This is a genomic window from Streptomyces sp. NPDC049813 (assembly GCF_044465085.1).
GTDB lineage: Bacteria > Actinomycetota > Actinomycetes > Streptomycetales > Streptomycetaceae > Streptomyces.
Genome location: NZ_JBITLI010000003.1, coordinates 168,956 through 190,098, shown reverse-complemented (window position 1 = coordinate 190,098; position 21,143 = coordinate 168,956). Strand labels below are relative to the sequence as shown.

At 72.5% G+C, this 21,143-nt stretch carries 20 protein-coding genes; 14 read left to right on the top strand and 6 right to left on the bottom strand.

Annotation, left to right across the window (positions count from 1 at the left end; translation table 11 throughout):
* The first annotated feature begins 57 nt into the window (after positions 1 to 57).
* Positions 58 to 963 (top strand): HipA family kinase, encoded by a 906-nt coding sequence (locus tag ACIBW6_RS08390; protein ID WP_399058044.1) that lies wholly within the window; start codon positions 58 to 60, stop codon positions 961 to 963.
* Between the two features lie 298 nt (positions 964 to 1,261).
* Here ACIBW6_RS08390 and aceB read toward each other — a convergent pair whose 3' ends face one another.
* The gene (gene aceB / locus ACIBW6_RS08385) at positions 1,262 to 2,884 is read right to left on the bottom strand and encodes a malate synthase A (protein WP_399058042.1); all 1,623 of its coding nucleotides are present in this window, start codon (positions 2,882 to 2,884) and stop codon (positions 1,262 to 1,264) included.
* Between the two features lie 198 nt (positions 2,885 to 3,082).
* A complete protein-coding gene (locus tag ACIBW6_RS08380) occupies positions 3,083 to 3,685 on the bottom strand; it encodes an NTP transferase domain-containing protein (protein ID WP_399058040.1) in 603 nt (200 codons plus the stop codon).
* Positions 3,686 to 3,929: 244 nt separating this feature from the next.
* Here ACIBW6_RS08380 and ACIBW6_RS08375 point away from each other — a divergent pair, with 244 nt between their 5' ends.
* Entirely contained in the window at positions 3,930 to 4,214 is a 285-nt protein-coding gene (locus ACIBW6_RS08375; RefSeq protein WP_399058038.1) for a DUF5955 family protein, read from the top strand.
* A gap of 554 nt (positions 4,215 to 4,768) precedes the next feature.
* Here ACIBW6_RS08375 and ACIBW6_RS08370 read toward each other — a convergent pair.
* The gene (locus ACIBW6_RS08370) at positions 4,769 to 5,569 is read right to left on the bottom strand and encodes an IclR family transcriptional regulator (protein ID WP_399058036.1); all 801 of its coding nucleotides are present in this window, start codon (positions 5,567 to 5,569) and stop codon (positions 4,769 to 4,771) included.
* Between the two features lie 266 nt (positions 5,570 to 5,835).
* Between ACIBW6_RS08370 and allB the strand changes: the two genes are divergently transcribed.
* Positions 5,836 to 7,191, top strand: coding sequence for an allantoinase AllB (gene allB, locus ACIBW6_RS08365; RefSeq protein WP_399058034.1), 1,356 nt, complete (start codon positions 5,836 to 5,838; stop codon positions 7,189 to 7,191).
* A 4-nt stretch (positions 7,192 to 7,195) separates the two neighbouring features.
* Positions 7,196 to 8,320, top strand: a complete 1,125-nt coding sequence (alc, locus tag ACIBW6_RS08360; RefSeq protein ID WP_399058032.1) for an allantoicase — start codon at positions 7,196 to 7,198, stop codon at positions 8,318 to 8,320.
* A 72-nt stretch (positions 8,321 to 8,392) separates the two neighbouring features.
* Here alc and ACIBW6_RS08355 read toward each other — a convergent pair whose 3' ends face one another.
* On the bottom strand, positions 8,393 to 9,124 hold the full coding sequence (locus ACIBW6_RS08355; protein ID WP_399058030.1) for an SDR family oxidoreductase: 732 nt from the start codon (positions 9,122 to 9,124) through the stop codon (positions 8,393 to 8,395).
* A gap of 172 nt (positions 9,125 to 9,296) precedes the next feature.
* Between ACIBW6_RS08355 and ACIBW6_RS08350 the strand changes: the two genes are divergently transcribed.
* Entirely contained in the window at positions 9,297 to 9,722 is a 426-nt protein-coding gene (locus tag ACIBW6_RS08350; RefSeq protein ID WP_399058028.1) for a ribonuclease, read from the top strand.
* Positions 9,723 to 9,731: 9 nt separating this feature from the next.
* On the opposite strand, the gene ACIBW6_RS08345 is transcribed toward ACIBW6_RS08350, so the two are convergent.
* Positions 9,732 to 9,965, bottom strand: a complete 234-nt coding sequence (locus tag ACIBW6_RS08345) for a hypothetical protein (protein ID WP_399058026.1) — start codon at positions 9,963 to 9,965, stop codon at positions 9,732 to 9,734.
* Between the two features lie 179 nt (positions 9,966 to 10,144).
* Between ACIBW6_RS08345 and ACIBW6_RS08340 the strand changes: the two genes are divergently transcribed.
* The 4 genes from ACIBW6_RS08340 (at position 10,145) to ACIBW6_RS08325 (ending at position 14,776) form a co-directional block, all read left to right on the top strand.
* Positions 10,145 to 11,413 carry a histidine kinase gene (locus ACIBW6_RS08340; protein ID WP_399058024.1) on the top strand — a complete coding sequence of 423 codons (1,269 nt, stop codon included), beginning with the start codon at positions 10,145 to 10,147 and terminating at the stop codon, positions 11,411 to 11,413.
* 88 nt (positions 11,414 to 11,501) lie between these two features.
* Entirely contained in the window at positions 11,502 to 12,164 is a 663-nt protein-coding gene (locus ACIBW6_RS08335) for a response regulator (protein ID WP_399058022.1), read from the top strand.
* A gap of 124 nt (positions 12,165 to 12,288) precedes the next feature.
* Positions 12,289 to 13,539 (top strand): ROK family protein, encoded by a 1,251-nt coding sequence (locus ACIBW6_RS08330; protein ID WP_399058020.1) that lies wholly within the window; start codon positions 12,289 to 12,291, stop codon positions 13,537 to 13,539.
* 49 nt (positions 13,540 to 13,588) lie between these two features.
* A complete protein-coding gene (locus ACIBW6_RS08325) occupies positions 13,589 to 14,776 on the top strand; it encodes a cytochrome P450 (protein ID WP_399058018.1) in 1,188 nt (395 codons plus the stop codon).
* Between the two features lie 163 nt (positions 14,777 to 14,939).
* Here the strand turns inward: ACIBW6_RS08325 and ACIBW6_RS08320 are convergent, their stop codons facing one another.
* Positions 14,940 to 15,944, bottom strand: a complete 1,005-nt coding sequence (locus tag ACIBW6_RS08320; protein WP_399058016.1) for a Gfo/Idh/MocA family oxidoreductase — start codon at positions 15,942 to 15,944, stop codon at positions 14,940 to 14,942.
* Positions 15,945 to 16,078: 134 nt separating this feature from the next.
* Between ACIBW6_RS08320 and ACIBW6_RS08315 the strand changes: the two genes are divergently transcribed.
* The 5 genes from ACIBW6_RS08315 to ACIBW6_RS08295 all read left to right on the top strand — a co-directional run bounded on the left by ACIBW6_RS08315 (position 16,079) and on the right by ACIBW6_RS08295 (position 21,074).
* Complete coding sequence (locus ACIBW6_RS08315) at positions 16,079 to 16,843, top strand: GntR family transcriptional regulator (RefSeq protein WP_399058014.1); 765 nt, start codon at positions 16,079 to 16,081, stop codon at positions 16,841 to 16,843.
* Between the two features lie 136 nt (positions 16,844 to 16,979).
* On the top strand, positions 16,980 to 18,059 hold the full coding sequence (locus tag ACIBW6_RS08310; protein ID WP_399058012.1) for a sugar ABC transporter substrate-binding protein: 1,080 nt from the start codon (positions 16,980 to 16,982) through the stop codon (positions 18,057 to 18,059).
* A gap of 140 nt (positions 18,060 to 18,199) precedes the next feature.
* Complete coding sequence (locus tag ACIBW6_RS08305; protein WP_399058010.1) at positions 18,200 to 19,204, top strand: sugar ABC transporter substrate-binding protein; 1,005 nt, start codon at positions 18,200 to 18,202, stop codon at positions 19,202 to 19,204.
* Positions 19,201 to 20,244, top strand: coding sequence for an ABC transporter permease (locus tag ACIBW6_RS08300; RefSeq protein ID WP_399058008.1), 1,044 nt, complete (start codon positions 19,201 to 19,203; stop codon positions 20,242 to 20,244). Before ACIBW6_RS08305 ends, ACIBW6_RS08300 begins: the two co-directional genes overlap by 4 nt.
* The gene (locus ACIBW6_RS08295; RefSeq protein ID WP_399058786.1) at positions 20,211 to 21,074 is read left to right on the top strand and encodes an ATP-binding cassette domain-containing protein; all 864 of its coding nucleotides are present in this window, start codon (positions 20,211 to 20,213) and stop codon (positions 21,072 to 21,074) included. The genes ACIBW6_RS08300 and ACIBW6_RS08295 overlap by 34 nt, the downstream gene beginning before the upstream one ends.
* Positions 21,075 to 21,143 lie beyond the last annotated feature (69 nt).

The following is a 21,143-nucleotide window of genomic DNA, read 5'->3' as shown; positions in this document are numbered from 1 at the left end:
AACGAGAACCCCGGTCCCCTCCCCGGCGGGGCCGGGCGGCCCGTATAGCCTGGCGGCGTGCTCAGAGAAGTCACCGCCACCCGGTACGTGAACCCGCTGCACACCGGAGGTTCCGTACCCGGTGTGGTGGAGGCCGACGACCTGGGGACGTACGTCCTGAAGTTCACCGGGTCCGCACAGGGCGTGAAGGCCCTCGTCGCCGAGATCGTCGTCGGCGAGCTGGCCCGCCGGCTCGGTCTGCGCTTCCCGGAGCTGGTCCTCGCCCACTTCGACCCGGCGGTCGCCGCCGACGAGCCGCACCAGGAGGTCCAGGACCTGCTGCGGGCGAGCGCGGGGCTCAACCTCGGCATGGACTTCCTGCCGGGCGCCGCGGACCTCACGCCGGACCTCGCGGCCGCCTTCCCGGTCGACCCGCTGGAGGCCGGCCGGATCGTCTGGCTCGACGCGCTCACCGTCAACGTCGACCGGACGGTGCACAGCTCGAATCTCATGGTCTGGCCCACCTTCGGCACGGCCGTGCCGCGGCTGTGGCTGATCGACCACGGCGCGGCGCTCGTCTTCCACCACCGCTGGGACGGGGCCGCCCCCGACAAGGCGTACGACTTCCGGCATCACGCGCTCGGGGGGTACGGGCCCGACACGCGGGCCGCCGACGCGGAGCTGGTCCCCAGGGTGACGGAGGGGCTCCTGCGCGAGGTGCTCGCCCTCGTCCCCGACGCGTGGCTCACCGACTTCGCGACGCCGGAGGAGGCGCGGGGCGCGTACGTCTCCTACTTGCTGGCCCGGGCCCGTTCCTCTGCCGCGTGGCTGCCCACCGATTTTCCGTCGCGGGACGAGTTGGCGGCGGCGGATGCGCGGCGCGCCGCCGCGACGGAGCGGGGGCGTCCCGCCTGGTTGAAGCGGGTCCCGGACCTGCACGGGAAGCCTTCGGCGGAGCGGGATTGGTCCGGGCACCTGGGGTGACCTGGCTGCGGCTCGGTGTGCCGGTGCGCCGCCGTCGTGGCTGGTCGCGCAGTTCCCCGCGCCCCTGAAGGCATGCGCTGCGCGCAGCCTTCCCCGGGGAGATGTCGCACGCAGTGCGCATCTCGGGGGCGCGGGGAACTGCGCGACCAGCCACGACGAGAGTCGCACTCAAAAGACGGCGCACCCAGCGCGCATGTCCGGGGCGCGGGGAACTGCGCGAGCCGCCCCACCGGCCCGCGCCGGACGACGCAGAAGCCCCCGGCACCAGACGGTGCCGGGGGCCTGGGCAGCGGGTCGGTCAGCGGAGCTGCTCGTAGGCGGGGAGCGTCAGGAAGTCCGCGTAGTCCGCGTCCAGGGAAACCTGGAGCAGCAGGTCATGGGCCTGCTGCCACCTGCCCGCCGCGAAGGCGTCCTCGCCGATCTCGGCGCGGATGGCGGCGAGTTCCTGCGCGGCGACCTCACGAGCGAGGTCGGCCGTGGCGGCCCGCCCGTCGTCGAAGACGACACCCGCGTTGATCCACTGCCAGATCTGCGACCGGGAGATCTCCGCGGTGGCCGCGTCCTCCATGAGGTTGAAGATCGCGACGGCGCCGAGACCGCGCAGCCACGCCTCGATGTACCGGATGCCGACCTGGACCGCGTTGACGAGCCCGTCGTACGTGGGCTTCGCGTCGAGCGAGTCGATGGCGATCAGGTCACCGGGGGCGACGGAGACGTCCTCGCGCAGCCGCTCCTTCTGGTTCGGCTTGTCGCCGAGGACCTTGTCGAAGGACTCCATGGCGATCGGCACGAGGTCGGGGTGGGCGACCCAGGAGCCGTCGAAGCCGTCGCCGGCCTCCCGGTCCTTGTCGTTCTTGACCTTCTCGAACGCGACCTTGTTGACCTCCGCGTCCTTGCGGGACGGGATGAACGCGGCCATGCCGCCGATCGCGTGCGCGCCGCGCTTGTGGCAGGTGCGGACGAGCAGCTCGGTGTACGCCCGCATGAAGGGGGCGGTCATCGTCACGAGGTTGCGGTCCGGCAGGACGAACTTCTCGCCGCCGTCACGGAAGTTCTTGACGATGGAGAAGAGGTAGTCCCAGCGGCCCGCGTTGAGCCCGCTGGCGTGGTCGCGCAGCTCGTAGAGGATCTCCTCCATCTCGTACGCGGCCGTGATCGTCTCGATGAGGACGGTGGCGCGGACGGTGCCCTGCGGGATGCCGACGTAGTCCTGGGCGAAGACGAAGATCTCGTTCCAGAGGCGGGCCTCCAGGTACGACTCCGTCTTCGGGAGGTAGAAGTAGGGGCCCTTGCCGAGCTCGATGAGGCGCTTGGCGTTGTGGAAGAAGTAGAGGCCGAAGTCGACGAGGGCGCCGGGGACCGGCTTGCCGTCGGTGTCGACCAGGTGGCGCTCGTTCAGGTGCCAGCCGCGCGGGCGCATGACGACCGTGGCGAGCTGGTCGGCGTCCTTGAGCGCGTACGACTTGCCGGTGCGCTCGTCGGTGAAGTCGATGGAGCGGTCGTACGCCGAGGTCAGGTTCAGCTGACCGCCGATCACGTTCTCCCAGGTCGGCGCCGAGGCGTCCTCGAAGTCGGCGAGCCAGACCTTCGCCCCCGAGTTGAGTGCGTTGATCGTCATCTTGCGGTCGGTGGGGCCGGTGATCTCGACGCGGCGGTCGTTCAGGGCGGCGGGAGCGGGAGCGACCTTCCAGGAGTCGTCCGCGCGGATCGCGGCGGTCTCCGGGCGGAAGTCGAGCGTGGAGGTGCGGGCGATCTCGGCGCGGCGCTCGGCACGGCGGGCGAGGAGCTCGTCACGCCGGGGCGTGAACAGCCGGTGCAGCTCGGCCACGAAGGCGAGGGCCGCATCGGTGAGCACCTCGTCCTGCCGGGGCAGGGGCGCGGCGTCGACGATGGCCAGCGGGGACGGCGCTGGTGCGGACATGAGGCTGTCACTTCCTTCAGCGAGCGGCGGCGTGAAAGGCACGGAGTGCCAGGGCGCCTGGGTACGGCTGCTGCCCCCATGACCGGGGGCCGGCCCTTCTCGTCAGTGGATATTAGTTTCCTTATCGTGGAAGTTCAATCGTTTGTTGATATCGAGATTCTCTGAGTCGACAGAACGTGGCGCTCGGTGCCACGTCTCTCACTCCAGGTGGCGGAGGTCCTCCTCGGTGTCGATGTCGTACGCCTCGGCCACGTCCCCGCACTCGACGAGGCCGACGGCCGCCGCGTGCTCCTTGAGGTAGGCCCGCGCCCCCCGGTCGCCGTCCGCGCCCGCCGCGATCCCCGCCCAGTGGTCACGGCCGAACAGGACCGGGTGGCCGCGGTCGCCGTCGTACGCGGCCGCCGCCAGGGTCGCGGGTGAGCGGTACGCCGCGCGGACCCGGGCCACCGCGGCGGCGCCGATCCCCGGCTGGTCCACGAGCAGGACGAGGGCGGCGCGCGCGCCGGTGCCGGCCAGCGAGTCCAGGCCCGCCCGCAGGGACGACCCCATGCCCGACCGCCATCCGGGGTTCTCCACGATCACGCATCCCTCCAGACCCGCCTGCGCCCGTACGTCGTCCGCCGCCGCTCCGAGTACCACGTGCAGCGGTCCGCATCCCCCCTCGCGCAGCATCCGCACCGCGTGGTCCACGAGCGGTCGCCCGCGGTGCGGCAGCAGGGCCTTGGGGCGGCCGCCGAGCCGTCGGCCGCCGCCCGCGGCGAGCAGCAGCCCGGCCACCTCGTCCGTCTCTCCAGTCGTCATGCCCCCTGCATACCGCACCGGCTCGCGGGGTGCCCGCGGCGGTGGAGTTGCCTTACGCAACGGACTGGCGCGAAAGGGGGATCGTGGCGTTAACTAGGCGCCCATCAGCCCGAGTTGAGTGCGCGGGCGCACGCGGCGCGGGTCTGCACCGAAGTCGTACGACAGGCGCACAACGCTGTGCGGAGGGGGACCTGTGACGCGGAGTGTGGAGCACAGACGGCGGCAGACGCGGGGGCGGACTCCGATGACCGGCAGTGACGAGGATCCGCGGGTGGTGGAGCTGCGGGCGGCCGTCGCGCGGCTGCGGCGGGAGCTGGCCGCGCATCCGGCGGAGTTTCCCGATCGCGGGATCGCGGAGGAGGAGCTGGCGGCGCTCGACGCGATGGCGCGGGGCGGGTGTCCTGAGGTGCCGCGGTTGCGGCGGTCGTTGTTGTTGGTTGCGGGGGCTATTGGGTCGATGAGTGCGCTTGGTGGGGCGCTGGGTCAGGTGCGGGGGGCGGTAGAACTGTTCGGGGCCGGCCGGGATTGACCCACCCCGCGGTCGCCCCCGGGCCCCCGTTTTCGCCCCCGACCCCGGCGGGGCCGGGCCGCGCAGTTCCCCGCGCCCCTGAAAGGCGCACTGCGTGCGCCCCGGTTTTCGTGTGCGGGTCCGGTGGGGGCTGGTCGCGCAGTTCCCCGCGCCCCTGAGAGGCGCACTGCGTGCGCCCCGGTTTTCGTGTGCGGGTCCGGTGGGGGTTGGTCGCGCAGTTCCCCGCGCCCCTGAGAGGCGCACTGCGTGCGCTGTCTCATCGGGCCCTGGGGGGGCAGCGGCGCAGCCGCAAGCCCCCAGGGGCGCGGGGAACGGCGCGAGCAACCACGACGGCGCCGCAGACAAAGTCTTCTTGGGGGCGCGGGGAACTGCGCGAGAAGCCCCACCGGCCCGCGGACAACAAACCGCCCAGGGGCGCGGGGAACTGCGCGCTCAGCCCCCACCGGGCGGGTGGCCGAGAGGCGACCCATCAGGGGCGCGGGGAACTGCGCGACCAGCCCGCACCGGCCCGCGGGCAACGAACTACCTAGGGGCGCGGGGAGCTCTGGGCCGGGTCAGGGCGTGGCGGCTGAGCTGGCCAGGGCCTCGGAGAGTTCCTGGGCGACCTGTTGCAGGACGGGGACGATCTTGTCCGTGGCGGCCTCGGTGACCCGCCCCGCGGGCCCGGAGATGGAGATCGCCGCGGCCGTGGGCGAGTCAGGCACGGGCACGGCAAGGCACCGCACCCCGATCTCCTGCTCGTTGTCGTCGACGGCATACCCCAGCCGCCGCACCTCCTCGAGCGCGTCGAGAAACCCGTCAGCCGTGGTGATCGTCTTCTCGGTCGCCGCAGGCATCCCCGTGCGCGCGAGCAGCGACCGCACCTCACCGGCCGGAGCATGCGCGAGCAGCGCCTTGCCCACGCCGGTGGAGTGCGGCAGCACCCGGCGCCCCACCTCGGTGAACATCCGCATCGAGTGCTTGGACGGCACCTGGGCGACGTACACGATCTCGTCCCCGTCGAGCAGCGCCATGTTCGCCGTCTCGCCGGTCTCCTCCACGAGTCGTGCGAGATACGGCCGGGCCCACGTGCCGAGCAGCCGCGACGCGGACTCGCCGAGACGGATCAGCCGGGGGCCGAGCGCGTAGCGTCGGTTGGGCTGCTGGCGCACGTACCCGCAGGCGACCAGCGTGCGCATCAGGCGGTGGATGGTGGGCAGGGGCAGGCCGCTGCTCGCGGAGAGCTCGCTGAGGCCCACCTCGCCGCCGGCGTCGGCCATCCGCTCCAGGAGGTCGAAGGCGCGCTCGAGGGACTGGACACCACCGCTGGGCGCGGACTTGGCGGCATCAGTGGTGCTGGCGTCGGACGTCGGCACGGCGCGTTCCTTTCGAGGACAAGCTGGCGGGGGTGCAGCCTACCGGCGCATCCCCGGCCGGTGATCCCTTGACCCTGAAGTTCGTCGGTAGCTACATTCTGCCTACCGGAATCATAATTTCACTTTGTGGAAACGTCTAGGGTGCCCGCGGGAGCCCGTTCCGGACATGCGGTGCGGCCCGCCGACCCTTGACGGACCGCGATCGAGGAGGCAAAACTCCTCGGAGAGAACCTTCAACAGAACGTTGAAATACGAGGAGGTCCGGAGTGTCGGAGGCCGAAGTCGAACTGGTGCTGCGCTCGACCCGCGTCGTCACCCCCGACGGTACGCGGCCCGCGTCGGTCGCCGTCGCGGGCGGGAAGATCGTCGCGGTGCTCGACCACGACGCGGAGGTCCCGGCGGGCGCCCGTCTCGAGGACTTCGGCGACCACGCGCTGCTGCCCGGCATCGTGGACACGCACGTCCACGTGAACGACCCCGGCCGCACCGAGTGGGAGGGCTTCTGGACCGCCACCCGCGCCGCCGCGGCCGGTGGCATCACCACCCTCGTCGACATGCCGCTCAACTCGCTGCCGCCCACCACCAGCGTCGACAACCTCCGCACCAAGCAGGAGGTCGCCGCGGCCAAGGCCCACATCGACGTCGGCTTCTGGGGCGGCGCCCTGCCCGACAACGTCAAGGACCTGCGCCCGCTGCACGACGCCGGCGTCTTCGGCTTCAAGTGCTTCCTGTCGCCGTCCGGTGTGGACGAGTTCCCGCACCTGGACAGTGAGCGGCTCACCGCCTCCATGGCGGAGATCGCGGGCTTTGGTGCTGATGGGGGACTGCTCATCGTGCACGCCGAGGACCCGCACGAGCTGGACGTCGCCCCGCACACCAGCGGCCCCAAGTACGACGACTACCTCGCGACCCGGCCCCGTATCTCCGAGGACACCGCGATCAAGGGGCTCATCGACACCGCGAAGCGGATCGGCGCCCGCGTCCACATCCTCCACCTGTCCTCCTCCGACGCGCTGCCGCTGATCGCCGCCGCCAAGGCCGAGGGCGTCAAGCTGACCGTCGAGACGTGCCCGCACTACCTCACGCTCACCGCCGAGGAGGTCCCGGACGGCGCCAGCGAGTTCAAGTGCTGCCCGCCGATCCGCGAGGCCGCCAACCAGGACCTGCTCTGGCAGGCGCTCGCCGACGGCACCATCGACTGCGTCGTCACCGACCACTCGCCGTCCACCGCCGACCTGAAGACCGACGACTTCGCCACCGCGTGGGGCGGCATCTCCGGCCTCCAGCTCAGCCTCTCCGCCATCTGGACCGCCGCCCGCGCTCGGGGCTACTCGCTCGACGACGTGGTCCGCTGGATGTCGGCGCGCACCTCCGAGCTGGTCGGCCTCGACGACCGCAAGGGCGCCATCGCCGCCGGCCGCGACGCCGACTTCGCGGTGCTCGCACCCGACGAGACCTTCACCGTCGACCCGGCCGCGCTCCAGCACCGCAACCGCGTCACCGCGTACGCGGGCAAGACGCTGCACGGCGTCGTCAAGTCGACCTGGCTGCGCGGCGAACGCATCGTCGCCGACGGCGAGTTCACCGCCCCGCAGGGCAAGCTGCTCGAAAGGACCAAGTAAGACCGTGGCCGCATCCTCCGAAATACCCCGCTTCACCGGTGACGCCAGCCCGTACGGCGGCGGCGACCCGTACGCCGACTACCGCACCGCGGACTTCCCCTTCACCCGGTACGCCGACCTCGCCGCGCGCACGCTCGGCGCCGGGGTGATCGCCGCGAACGACGAGTTCTTCGCCCAGCGCGAGAACCTCCTCGTCGCCGAGCGCGCCGAGTTCGACCCGGAGCACTTCGGTCACAAGGGCAAGATCATGGACGGCTGGGAGACCCGCCGCCGCCGCGGCACGGGCCCCCAGCACCCCTGGCCCACCGCCGAGGACCACGACTGGGCGCTCGTCCGGCTCGGCGCCCCCGGCGTGATCCGCGGCATCGTCGTCGACACCGCCCACTTCCGCGGCAACTACCCGCAGGCCGTCTCCGTCGAGGCGACCTCGGTGGCCGGCGCCCCGACGCCCGAGGAACTGCTCGCCCCCGACGTGAAGTGGACGACCCTCGTCCCGCGCACGGCGGTCGGCGGCCACGCGGCCAACGGCTTCGCCGTCGACGTCGAGCAGCGCTTCACGCACCTGCGCGTCAACCAGCACCCCGACGGCGGCATCGCCCGCCTGCGCGTGCACGGCGAGGTCGTCCCCGACCCGGAGTGGCTCGCCACCCTCGGCACGTTCGACGTCGTCGCGCTCGCCAACGGCGGCCACGCCGAGGACGCCTCGAACCTCTTCTACTCGCCCGCCTCCAACACCATCCAGCCGGGCTACTCCCGCAAGATGGACGACGGCTGGGAGACCCGGCGCCGCCGCGACGACGGCAACGACTGGATCCGCTACCAGCTCGTCGCGCAGGCGCAGATCCGCGCCCTGGAGATCGACACGGCGTACCTGAAGGGCAACTCGGCCGGCTGGGCCTCCGTGTCCGTCAAGGACGGTGCCGACGGCGACTGGGTCGAGGTGCTGCCCCGCACCCGCCTGCAGCCCGACACCAACCACCGCTTCGTACTCGACACCCCGGCGGTCGGCACCCACGCCCGCATCGACATCTTCCCCGACGGCGGCATCTCGCGGCTGCGTCTGTTCGGTTCGCTGACCGAGCAGGGCGCGTCGCAACTCGCCGCCCGCCGAGCGGAGCTGGGCGCCTGATCGGCACCCCGGCAAGACCTGCGGGGCACACCGGCCTGACAGCACCGGTGTGCCCCGCATCGCCGTGTCGCCCTACGCGGCGTGCCCGCCGTCCACCGCCAGCTCCGCGCCCGTGACGTAGGTGGCCGCGGGGCCCGCCAGATGGGCCACCGTCCGGGCCACCTCGTCCGCCGCGGCGAACCGGCCGAGCGCCGTGGCCTGCGCCTGCCCCGCCGCGTACGGGCCGTCCGCCGGGTTCATGTCCGTGTCGACCGGGCCCGGGTGGACGATGTTCGCCGTGATGCCCCGGCCGCCCAGCTCCCGTGCCAGCGCCTTCGTCAGGCCGATCAGGGCCGACTTGCTCATCGCGTAGAGCGTGCCGCCGGGGCCCGGCACGTGCTTGGTCATGCAGGTGCCGATCGTGATGATGCGGCCGCCCTCGCCCAGTACCGGTGCCGCGGCCTGCGCGGCGAGGAAGACGCCGCGGACGTTGACGGCGAGGACCCGGTCCACGTCGGCGAGCGAGAGGCTCTCCAGCGGAGCCAGCACCCCGACGCCGACGTTGTTGACGAGGACGTCGAGCCGCCCGAACCGCTCCACGGTCCGGGCCACCGCACCGGCCGCCTCCTCGGCGTCGCCCGAGTCCGCGCGCACCGCGAACCCGCGTCGCCCCGCTGCCTCGACCCGCCGCACGACCTCTTCGGCGGCCTCCTTGCCCTGCACGTACGTGACCGCCACGTCGAAGCCGTCCTGCGCCAGCCGCACCGCGGTCGCCGCCCCCACGCCACGGCTGCCGCCGGTCACCAGGGCCACCTTGCTGTCCATGTGCTCTCCTGAGGTCATCGGTTGCTGTGCTTCCGAGTACAGCGGGATCCGCGCACGAGGGCTGGCGCCGATCGGACGCCGAGTTCCGGCGCGGGGCCGACATGTGAACCAATGGCGAACAAGCGGGAGTTGGTGTTGACGTGTACCCGTCTACGCGCGTCCACTGTGGGGCATGAAGATTCCCCCACGCTTCATCAGCGTCGCCGCGCTCGCCGCCGCCCTCTTCGTCGGCGGCCCCGCCACCGTCGCCGCCCAGGCGGCACCGGCCCCCGCAGCCGCCGCACCGGCCCTCTCCGCCGCCTCCGCCGCCTCCGTCGGCGACATCTGCTACTCCGCGCTGCCGTCCCAGGCGCACGACACCCTGGACCTCATCGCGCAGGGCGGCCCCTACCCGTACGACCAGGACGGCACCGTCTTCCAGAACCGCGAGGGCGTCCTGCCGTCGCGGTCCGCCGGCTACTACCACGAGTACACCGTCATCACGCCGGGCTCCTCCGACCGCGGCGCCCGCCGCATCGTCACCGGCGAGGCGAGCCAGGAGGACTACTACACCTCCGACCACTACGCGTCCTTCGACCTCGTCGACCACGGCTGCTGAACCGCCGGTTCACCGCCTCTCCAGGCTCCCGGCGGCCGCGAACAGCGCCAGCGCGAGCACGACCAGTGCCGCACCGGCGTAGACCTCGCGGCCGTCGAGGAAGCCGAGGTGCCGGACCAGGCCCCAGCCGAGCCAGCCGCCGGAGTTCCACGAGGTGAACTCGTGGAGGAGACCCATCACCCCCTGGAGCAGGGCGAGCACGCCGGCGAACTCCAGGACCCGCGTCCATCGCTTCTTGTTCATGCCCGGAACCCTCGCCCCGCGGACCCCCCACGCACATCGGCCGCGGGGCGAGGCGCGTGCGGCGGGGGTCGCCGTCCGGCCCGCCCCCGGCCGACCGAAGTCTTGTCTTGCGCGACTTTGGTCGCCTTCCGTCCGTCCCGGGCGGTACGCGGCCCCCGCACTGCGTAGATTTGTCGACCATGGAGCCATCGGAGCGGACCGCGACACCCGAACCGGCGGCCGTGCCGCCGTCGTGGTGGCGCCGGCGGCTGCCCGCACCGGCCACGGGCGAGTTCGACCTGGACCCGGACGGCCGCCCCGGCCGGCGCAAGCGCACCCTGCGCGACTGGGCCGTCGACTTCAGCTGCTTCCTGGTCGCGGTCGGCATCGGCATGATCGCCGCCGACCAGCTCGACCAGAACCCGGACATCTCCCACGACCTCGCCGTCGTCGACCAGCTCGTCGGCGTCCTGGCCTGCGCCGCGGTCTGGCTGCGCCGCCGCTGGCCGCTCGGGTTCGCCCTGGCGATGGTGCCCGTCAGCGTGATCTCCGACAGCGCGGGTGGCGCCGTGGCGATCTCGATCTTCACGCTCGCGGTCCACCGGCCGTTCCGCTACGTCGGCTGGGTGGCCGGCGCCTCCATCGCGCTGATCCCGCTCTTCGTCGCCCTGCGCCCCGACCCGACCACGCCCTACCTGCTCACGGTCGCCTTCGCCGTGATCATCGCGGTCACCTGTGTCGGCTGGGGCATGTTCGTCCGCTCCCGGCGCCAGCTCCTGGCGTCGCTGCGGGACCGCGCCCACCGCGCCGAGACCGAGGCGGCCCTCCGCGCCGAACAGGCCCAGCGCCTCGCCCGCGAGGCCATCGCCCGCGAGATGCACGACGTCCTCGCCCACCGGCTGACCCTGCTGAGCGTGCACGCGGGCGCCCTGGAGTTCCGGCCCGACGCGCCCCGGCCGGAGATCGCCCGCGCGGCCGGCGTCATCCGGGAGAGCGCGCACGAGGCGTTGCAGGACCTGCGCGAGATCATCGGCGTGCTGCGGGCCGGGGACCACGGCGAGGAGTCCGGCCGGCCCCAGCCCACGCTCGCGGCCCTGGACGCGCTGGTCGCCGAGTGCCGCGCGGCCGGCATGAAGGTCGGCCTCGACCAGACCGTCACCGACCCGGCCGCCGTCCCCGCCTCCACCGGCCGCACCGCCTACCGCATCGCGCAGGAGGGCCTGACCAACGCCCGCAAGCACGCCCCCGGCGCCGAGGTGAGCGTCTCGGTCCGCGGCGGCCCCGGCGACGGCCTCACCATCGAGATCGGCAACCCGGCGCCGCCCGGCAAGGTCCCGCACGTCCCCGGCTCCGGGCAGGGCCTGATCGGTCTGACCGAACGCGCCACCCTCGCGGGCGGCCACCTCGCCCACGGCCCCGCCCCCACCGGCGGCTTCACACTCCGCGCCTGGCTCCTCTGGCCCGCGTGACCGGCCCGCACGGCAGCCCGTCCGCCCCGCCCCCGGCCCCCGTGACCGGCCCGTGCGGCGCCGCTCGCGGCTTGGTTACGGTGACCCCATGAACCCCATCCGTCTGCTGCTCGTCGACGACGACCCGCTGGTCCGCTCCGGGCTGACGCTGATGCTGGGCGGGGCCGAGGACATCGCGATCGCCGGCGAGGCGGCCGACGGCGAGCAGGCGCTCGCGGCCGCCGAGCGGCTGCGGCCCGACGTCGTCCTCATGGACATCCGCATGCCGGTCATGGACGGACTCACCGCCACCGAGCGGCTGCGGGAGCGCCCCGACGCCCCCGAGGTGGTCGTCCTCACGACGTTCCACGCGGACGAGCAGGTGCTCAGGGCGCTGCGCGCGGGCGCCGCCGGGTTCGTGCTGAAGGACGCCACCCCCGCCGAGATCCTCGACGCCGTCCGCAGCGTCGTCGCCGGGGACCCCGTGCTCTCGCCCGCCGTGACCCGCCAGCTGATCGCCCACGCCGCCGGCTCCGGACGAGACGTCCGCACGGCGAGCGCCCGCCGCCGCCTGGCCGGCCTGGCGGAGCGCGAACGGGCCGTCGCCGTCGGCATCGGCCGCGGCGGCTCCAACGCGGAGATCGCCGCGACCCTCTACCTGAGCGTCGCCACCGTCAAGGCGCACGTCTCGCGCATCATGACCAAGCTCGACCTCAACAACCGCGTACAGATCGCGCTCCTCGTCCACGACGCGGGCCTGCTCGACGACTGACCGGCGGCGGCCCGCGCCCGGGGGACCGAGGCCGGCGACCGGGGGCCGACGACCGACGGCCCGAGGGGCGCCACGGTAAATTCACACCGTGATCCAAGGGCGGGGCGAAGGGGTGGAGCGAAGGATGGCAGGGCCACGTCGGCGGACGGTGCGCGATCTGCGCCGCAACAACCGGGCCACCGTGCTCGGCAAGCTCTACTTCGACGGACCGCTCAGCAGACAGGAGCTGGGCCCCCTCACGGCCCTCAGCTCCGGCTCCGTCAGCAACGTCGTCGCGGAACTCGTCGCCGACGGGCTCGTCGAGGAGGCGGGCTCCGTCGACTCCGACGGGGGACGCCCGCGCACCCTGCTGCGCGTCGCGCCCGGCAGCGGCCACCTCGTCGGGGTCGACGTCGGCGAGACCCGGGTCCGCGTGGAACTCTTCGACCTCGCGCTGAGCGAACTCGCCCGGGTGGACGCCCCGTTGCCCGACCCGGCCCCGCACGGCGGCTACGACGCCCACGAGGTGGTCCGGCTCATCGCGGGCGGCCTCACCCAGGTCCTGGCCGGCACCGACGTACCGCCCGCCCCGCTCATCGGGGTCGGCATCGGCGTCCCCGGCATCGTGGATGCCTCCGGCGCGTCCGGTGCCGTCGTGCACGGCCAGACCGTCGGCTGGGACGCCGTGCCGCTGGAGGCGATGCTGCGCGCCCCGGGCGAACTCCCGCCGCACGTACCGCTGTTCGTCGACAACGGCGCCAAGACCCTCGGCCGGGCCGAGATGTGGTTCGGCGCGGGGCGCGGCGCCCGCAACGCGGTCATCACCCTCATCGGCTCCGGCGTCGGCGCCTGCGTCATCGCCGACGGCGTGCCCTACCAGGGCTCCTCCAGCAGCGCGGGGGAGTGGGGCCACACCGTCCTCCAGGTCGGCGGACGGCTCTGCCGCTGTGGCGCGCGCGGCTGCCTGGAGGCCTACGTCGGCGCGGAGGCGCTCCTGGAGCGGTGGCGGGAGACGGGCGGCAGCTGGACCGCGCAGGACGAGGAAGGCGCCCTCGCGGAACTCCTCGCCGCGCCCGGCACCGGCCGACTCCTGGACGAGACGGCCGAGTTCCTCGGCGCGGGCATCGCCGACCTGGTCAACCTCTTCAACCCGGAGCGGATCGTCCTCGCCGGCTGGGCCGGACTGCTCCTCGGCCCCCGCCTCATCGAACCGGTGCGCCGCGCGGCCGCCGCCTACGCGCTGCGCCACCCCTTCGCGCAGACCACCGTCGAACTCGGCCGCCTCGGCACCGACGCGGTGACGGTCGGCGCGGCCACGCTGCCGCTCGCCCGCTTCCTGGAGACGGGCGGCGCGAAGCGGGAACGGACCGTGAGCGGCGGGAGTTGGAGGGGGTGAGGGCAGAGCGCCCGCCGGCGGCGGGGGCGAGAGCGGGAGGCACGCGAGCATGGCAGACCTGGGCGGGACCGTCGACCTCGACGCGTTCACGGACGGCGCGGGGTTCTACGCCGACCCGTACCCCGTGTACGACGCGCTGCGCCGGCGCGGCGCCCTGCACCACGTGCGCACGCCGGGACCCGGCCCCCGCGAGGAGCTCTGGCTGATCGTCGGGCACGAGGCGGCGCGGGCCGCGTTCACCGACCCGCGCCTCGTCAAGTCCCCGCCCTGGGGCTTCGACGACGCGCTCATCGGCCGCCACCTGCTCTTCGCGGACCCGCCCGAGCACGGCAGGCTCCGCTCGCTGGTCACCCGCGAGTTCACCCCGCGCCGGGTCGCCGGGCTCGCGCCGCGCATCCAGAAGATCACGGACGAGCTGCTCGACGCCATGGTGCCCAAAGGCTCCGCCGACCTGATCGCCGACCTCGCCTTCCCGCTCCCGCTCGTCGTCATCTGCGAGCTGCTCGGCGTCCCCGACATCGACCGGGACCGCTTCCGCCGCATGTCGACGCAGGTGGTCGCGCCGACGAGCAGTGACGAGGAGGCGGACGTCTACCCGGAGCTGGCCGCGTTCCTCGACGCGCTCATCGAGGAGAAGAGGGCCGCGGAGCCCGCCGACGACCTGCTCGGCGCGCTCATCAGGACCACCGCGGAGGACGGCGACCGACTCTCCTCGGACGAGCTGCGCGCCATGGCCTTCCTGCTGCTGATCGCCGGCCACGAGACGACGGTGAACCTGATCGGCAACGGCGTGCGGGCGCTGCTGTCGCACCCCGAGCAGCTCGCCGCCCTGCGCGCGGACATGAGCCTGCTGGACGGCGCGGTGGAGGAGATGCTCCGCTACGACGGGCCGGTGGAGACCGCGACCCACCGCTTCGCCGCGGAGCCGGTCGAGATCGACGGCCGCACCATCCCGACGGGTGCGCCCGTCCTGATCGGCATCGGCTCGGCGGGCCGCGACCCGGATCGCTTCCCGGAGCCGGACCGCTTCGACATCACCCGGGACGCCCGCGGCCACGTCGCCTTCGGCCACGGCATCCACTTCTGCCTCGGCGCCCCGCTGGCCCGCATCGAGGGCCGCACGGCGCTCCGCTCCCTCCTGACCCGCTGCCCCGACCTGACCCTGACCACGACCCCCGACACCTGGCTCCCCGGCCTCCTGATGCGCGGCACCCGCACCCTCCCGGTGACCTGGTAGATCCCCACCAGAGACGCGGGGCACGCCAAGCCCCGTCAGGGGCGCGGGGAACGGCGCGCTCAGCCACGACGCACGATCAGCAAACGCACAGGCCAAGCCCCGTCAGGGGCGCGGGGAACGGCGCGCCCAGCCACGACGCACCGTCAGCAGACAGACAACCCCCCTAAATCCCGGGCACCTCCTCCACCCGCACAACCCTCCGCTCAGCCCGGGAAACCTCACACGCCTCCGCCACCCGCAACGCGGCCAACGCCTCGAACCCGTCACACGGATTACCCCGCTCCCCCCGGGCCACCGCCACGAACGCCTTCAGCTCCGCCTCGTACGCCGCCCCGAACCGCTCCAGAAACCCACCCCACGGCTTGGCCGCGGCGGGCGGCCCCTCCGGCTCCGTGGAGGCCACCGGGGTCCGGTCGTCGAGCCCCACGACGACGGTGTCCCGCTCCCCGGAGAGCTCCATCCGCACGTCGTACCCGGCCCCGTTGCACCGCGTGGCCGTCGCCGTCGCCAGCGTCCCGTCGTCCAGGGTCAGGACGACCGCCGCCGTGTCGACGTCCCCCGCCGCGCGGAACATCGCGGGCCCCGCGTCGGACCCGGCCGCGTACACCTCGACGACCTCCCGCCCGGTCACCCACCGCAGGATGTCGAAGTCGTGGACGAGGCAGTCCCGGTAGAGCCCCCCGGAGAGCGGCAGGTACGCGGCGGGCGGCGGCGCGGGGTCGGAGGTCATCGCCCGTACGGTGTGCAGCCGTCCGAGGCTGCCCGACCGCACCCGCTCCCGCGCGGCCGCGTACCCCGCGTCGAACCGCCGCTGGAAGCCGAGCTGCAGGACCGTGCCCGCCGCCTCGACCTCCCGCAGCGCGGCCAGCGTCCCGGGCAGGTCGAGGGCGATCGGCTTCTCGCAGAAGACCGGGAGCCCGGCCCGCGCGGCTCGGCCGATCAGCTCGGCGTGGGCGGCGGTGGCCGCGGTGATCACCAGGGCGTCCACGCCCCACGCGAAGAGTTCGTCCACGCCGGGCGCGGCGGTCGCCCCGATCCGGTCGGCGAGCGCCAGCGCCCGCGCGGGCTCGGCGTCGGTGACGACCAGCGAGCCGACCTCCCGGTACCGCTCCAGCACACCCGCGTGAAAGGTTCCGATCCGGCCCGTTCCGATGAGTCCGATGCGCATGGACCCAACGTGCCGCCCCGCCCACATACTGTCAATCCTTTGTCAGGACATACACGCGCCCGGACCTGTCATTTGTCCGGACAATCTGACTACAGGACTTCCCGTCAACATCCCCGCGCCGCTACGCTCGGCCCGTGGCCAAACCCGTAGCCGACCCGACGGTCCAGCTCGAACTCAGCGTCGACCGCAGCAGCCCGGTTCCGCTCTACTTCCAGCTCTCCCAGCAGCTGGAGTCGGCGATCGAGCGCGGCGCCCTGACCCCCGGCAGCCTGCTGGGCAACGAGATCGAGCTGGCCGGCCGGCTCGGCCTCTCCCGGCCCACCGTGCGCCAGGCCATCCAGTCCCTCGTCGACAAGGGCCTGCTCGTCCGGCGCCGCGGCGTCGGCACCCAGGTCGTGCACAGCCAGGTCAAGCGCCCCCTGGAACTGTCCAGCCTCTACGACGACCTGGAGGCCGCCGGCCAGCGCCCCAGGACCCGGGTCCTGGGCCACGCGCTGGTGCCCGCCTCCGCCGAGGTCGCCGCCGCGCTCGCGGTCGGCGAGGGGGACCAGGTGGTCCGCCTGGAGCGGTTGCGGCTCACCCACGGCGAGCCGGTCGCCCACCTCTGCAACCACCTGCCCGCCGGTCTGCTCCCGCTGGAGGACGCCCGCCTGGAGGCCACCGGCCTGTACCGGCTGATGCGCGCGGCGGGCATCACGCTGCACAGCGCCCGCCAGTCGGTCGGCGCGCGGGCCGCCAACGCCGTCGAGGGCGAGCGCCTCGGCGAACCGGCGGGAGCGCCGCTGCTGACGATGGAGCGCACGACCTTCGACGACAAGGGCCGCGCGGTCGAGTTCGCCGCGCACACCTACCGGGCCTCGCGCTACTCCTTCGAGTTCCAGCTCCTCGTACGGTCCTGAGCGCGCCGCCGTACCGTCGGGCGGCACCGCTCCCGGCGTGGTCCGAATGTTCTGACAAAGTCATTGACGCTGCGGTGGGACCCCGCTACAAACTCCTCCAGCCGCACCGCGCGGCCGGAGGAGAGGTGGCTCCACGATGCGTACGACGCATACAGCGCGCACCCCGCGCAGGGCCCGGACCGCACGGACGACCGGCACGCCACGGGGTACCCGCACCCCGCGTACGACCCGCGCCTCCCGCACGGCCGCGGCTCTCGTCGTGGCGGCCGCCCTCGCCGCCGGATGCAGCGGATCGGGCGGCAAGGATTCCGAGGACAGGACCGACAAGGCCGACCGGGGCGCGGGCGTCTCCACGCCCCGCCTCAAGATCGCGATGATCACGCACTCCGGTGAGGGCGACACCTTCTGGGACATCGTGCGCAACGGCGCCAAGCAGGCCGCCGCCAAGGACAATGTCGAGTTCCTCTACTCGAACGACAAAGAGGCCAAGGGGCAGGCCGAACTCGTCCAGGCCGCCATCGACAAGAAGGTCGACGGGATCGTCGTGACGCTCGCCAAGCCGCAGGCGATGCAGGCGGTGCTCGGCAAGGCGAAGGCCGCGGGCATCCCGGTGGTCTCCATCAACTCGGGCGCCGAGTTCTCGCCGAAGTACGGCGCGCTCAGCCACATCGGCCAGGAGGAGGCGGTGGCCGGCGAGGCCGTCGGCACCAGACTGGCGCAGGAAGGCCGCAAGAAGACCCTCTGCGTCATCCACGAGCAGGGCAACGTGTCGCTGGAGCAGCGCTGCGCCGGCGTCAAGAAGACGTTCCAGGGCACGGTCGAGAACCTGAACGTCGACGGCACCAACGCCCCGGACTCGCAGTCCTCCATCGAGGCCAAGCTCCAGGCCGACAAGTCCATCGACGCGATCGTCGCGCTCGGCGCCCCGATCGCGGCCCTCGCCGTGAAGGCGAAGGACGACGCGGGCAGCGAGGCGGAGATCGCCACCTTCGACCTGAACGCCGAGGTCGTGCGGCGGCTCAAGGCGAAGGAGGTCGCCTTCGCGGTCGACCAGCAGCCCTACCTCCAGGGGTACCTGGCCGTCGACGAGCTGTGGCTGTACAAGACGAACGGCAACGTGCTGGGCGGCGGCAGGCCCGTCCTCACCGGACCCGCGCTCGTCACCGGGAAGGACGTGCCCCAGCTGGAGAAGTACACCGCGCGCGGCACCCGGTGAACCGTTGGATGATCCCCGTGACTCATACTTGTGCGTTTGGGACCGCGAAGCGGTCTCCACGGACCGGTGGACGGTCCACCGGGACCGGCCCCGCGCCGGGCCCGGTGTTCGACGCAGCAGACCAAGAAGGGCACGGCCTCGTGGCACGGTTTCGGACCTGGGTGAGCATCGCCGTTGCGGGGGCGCTCGGCCTCACGCTGGCGGGATGCAGCAGCACCGGCGGCAAGCGGGCGGAGGACGCCAGGAAGGCGCGGACCGCCCAGGGCAAGGCCGCGGTGGACACCCCGCGCTGGACCTTCGCGATGATCACCCACTCGGGTGATGGCGACACCTTCTGGGACATCGTCCAGAGCGGTGCCAAGCAGGCCGCCCTCAAGGACAACATCAACTTCCTGTACTCGCACAACGACGAGGCGAACCAGCAGGCCCAGCTCGTCGACGCCGCGATCGACAAGAAGGTCGACGGCATCATCGTCACCCTCGCCAAGCCGGCCGCGATGAAGGCGGCCGTGGCCCGCGCCGAGAAGGCCGGCATCCCGGTCATCACCGTGAACTCGGGCTCCGCGGAGTCCAAGGAGTTCGGCGCCCTCACCCACATCGGCCAGGACGAGAAGATCGCGGGCGAGGCCGTCGGCGACGAGCTGAACAAGCGCGGCAAGAAGAAGGCCCTGTGCATCCTGCACGAGCAGGGCAACGTGGGCCACGAGCAGCGCTGCGCGGGCGCCAAGGAGACCTTCAAGGGCACGATGACGAACCTGTACGTCGAAGGCACCAACATGCCCGACGTGCAGTCCTCCATCGAGGCCAAGCTCCAGTCCGACTCCGGCGTCGACGCCGTCGTCACCCTCGGCGCGCCCTTCGCGGCCACCGCGGTGAAGTCCGCGCAGGACGCCGGGAGCAAGGCGGAGATCGACACGTTCGACCTGAACGAGAAGGTCGCCCAGGGCCTCAAGGACGGCTCGCTCGGCTTCGCCGTCGACCAGCAGCCCTACCTCCAGGGCTACCAGGCCGTGGACCTGCTCTGGCTCTACCGGTACAACGCCAACGTGCTCGGCGGCGGCAAGCCGGTCTACACCGGCCCGCAGATCGTCACCAAGGACGAGGCCGCCAAGCTGGAGGAATACGCGAAGCGGGGGACACGATGACGACCACGGCTCCGGAGCCACGCGCCGACGAGAGAGTGCTGCGGGCCTCGCCCTGGAAGAAGCTGCTGGGCCGCCCCGAGCTGGGCTCGGTGGTCGGCGCGGTCGCCGTCTTCGTCTTCTTCGCGATCTTCGCGGACAGCTTCCTGCGGGCCACCAGCCTCGCCACCGTCCTCTACGCGGCCTCGACCCTCGGCATCATGGCCGTCCCGGTGGCGCTGCTGATGATCGGCGGCGAGTTCGACCTGTCGGCCGGTGTCCTCGTGACGTCCTCGGCCCTGATCTCGTCGATGTTCAGCTACCAGATGACGGCGAACACCTGGGTCGGCGTCCTCGTCTCGCTGCTGGTCACCCTCGCCATCGGCGTCTTCAACGGGGTCATGCTGACCCGCACGAGACTGCCCAGCTTCATCATCACGCTGGGCACCTTCCTGATGCTGACCGGCATGAACCTCGGCTTCACCAAGCTGATCAGCGGCACCGTCTCCACGAAGTCGATCTCCGACATGGAGGGCTTCTCCTCCGCCAAGTCCGTCTTCGCCTCGACCTTCACCCTCGGCGGCGTCGACTTCAAGATCACGATCGTCTGGTGGCTCGCCCTGATCCTGGTCGCCACCTGGATCCTGCTGCGCACCCGCGTCGGCAACTGGATCTTCGCGGTCGGCGGCGACCTGGACGCGGCCCGCGCGGTCGGCGTCCCGGTCAACAAGACCAAGATCGGCCTGTACATGGGCGTCGCCTTCGGCGCCTGGATCTCCGGCCAGCACCTGCTCTTCTCGTACGACGTCGTGCAGTCCGGCGAGGGCGTCGGCAACGAGCTGATCTACATCGTCGCGGCCGTCATCGGCGGCTGTCTGATCACCGGCGGCTACGGCTCCGCGGTCGGCGCCGCCATCGGCGCGCTGATCTTCGGCATGACCAGCAAGGGCATCGTGTTCGCCGAGTGGAACTCGGACTGGTTCAAGTTCTTCCTGGGAGCGATGCTGCTCCTCGCGACCCTGCTCAACCACTGGGTCCGCAAGCGCGCGGAGGCGATCAAGTGAGTACGGTGCAGGAAGCGGCGGCGCCGCTGGTCGAACTGGACGGCGTCAGCAAGTACTACGGCAACATCCGCGCGCTCGAAGACGTGTCCCTGCTGGTCAACGCGGGGGAGATCACCTGCGTCCTCGGAGACAACGGCGCCGGCAAGTCCACCCTCATCAAGATCATCGCGGGGCTGCACCGGCACGACACGGGAGCCTTGTCGATCGAGGGCGAGGAGACCAGGCTGGCCAATCCGCGCGAGGCGCTCGACCGGGGGATCGCCACGGTCCACCAGAACCTCGCCGTCGTGCCGCTGATGCCGGTGTGGCGCAACTTCTTCCTCGGCTCGGAGCCGACGAAGGGGCGGGGCCCCTTCAAGCGGCTGGACGTCGAGTTCATGCGCCGGACGACCCGCGAGGAACTCCTGCGCATGGGGATCGACCTGCGCGACGTCGACCAGCCCGTCGGGACGCTCTCCGGTGGTGAGCGCCAGTGTGTCGCCATCGCGCGGGCCGTCTACTTCGGCGCGAAGGTGCTCGTGCTCGACGAGCCGACGGCGGCGCTCGGCGTCAAGCAGTCCGGGGTCGTCCTGAAGTACGTGGCCGCGGCGCGGGACGCGGGGCTCGGGGTTGTCCTCATCACGCACAACCCGCACCACGCGTATCTGGTCGGTGACCGTTTCGTGCTGCTCAAGCGGGGGGCGATGGCGGGCAGCCATACGCGGGACGAGATCTCCCTCGACGAGCTGACCCGGCAGATGGCCGGCGGCAACGAACTGGACGACCTCCGTCACGAACTCGAACGCGCCCCCACCCCGACCCACCTCGGCGGCCCCGACACCCCGAAGTGACCCCTGGCAGCCCTCAGCCCGCGACCGGGCGGGGCGGCCCGCGCTCTCCCCGCGGCCCTGGCTAGTCGT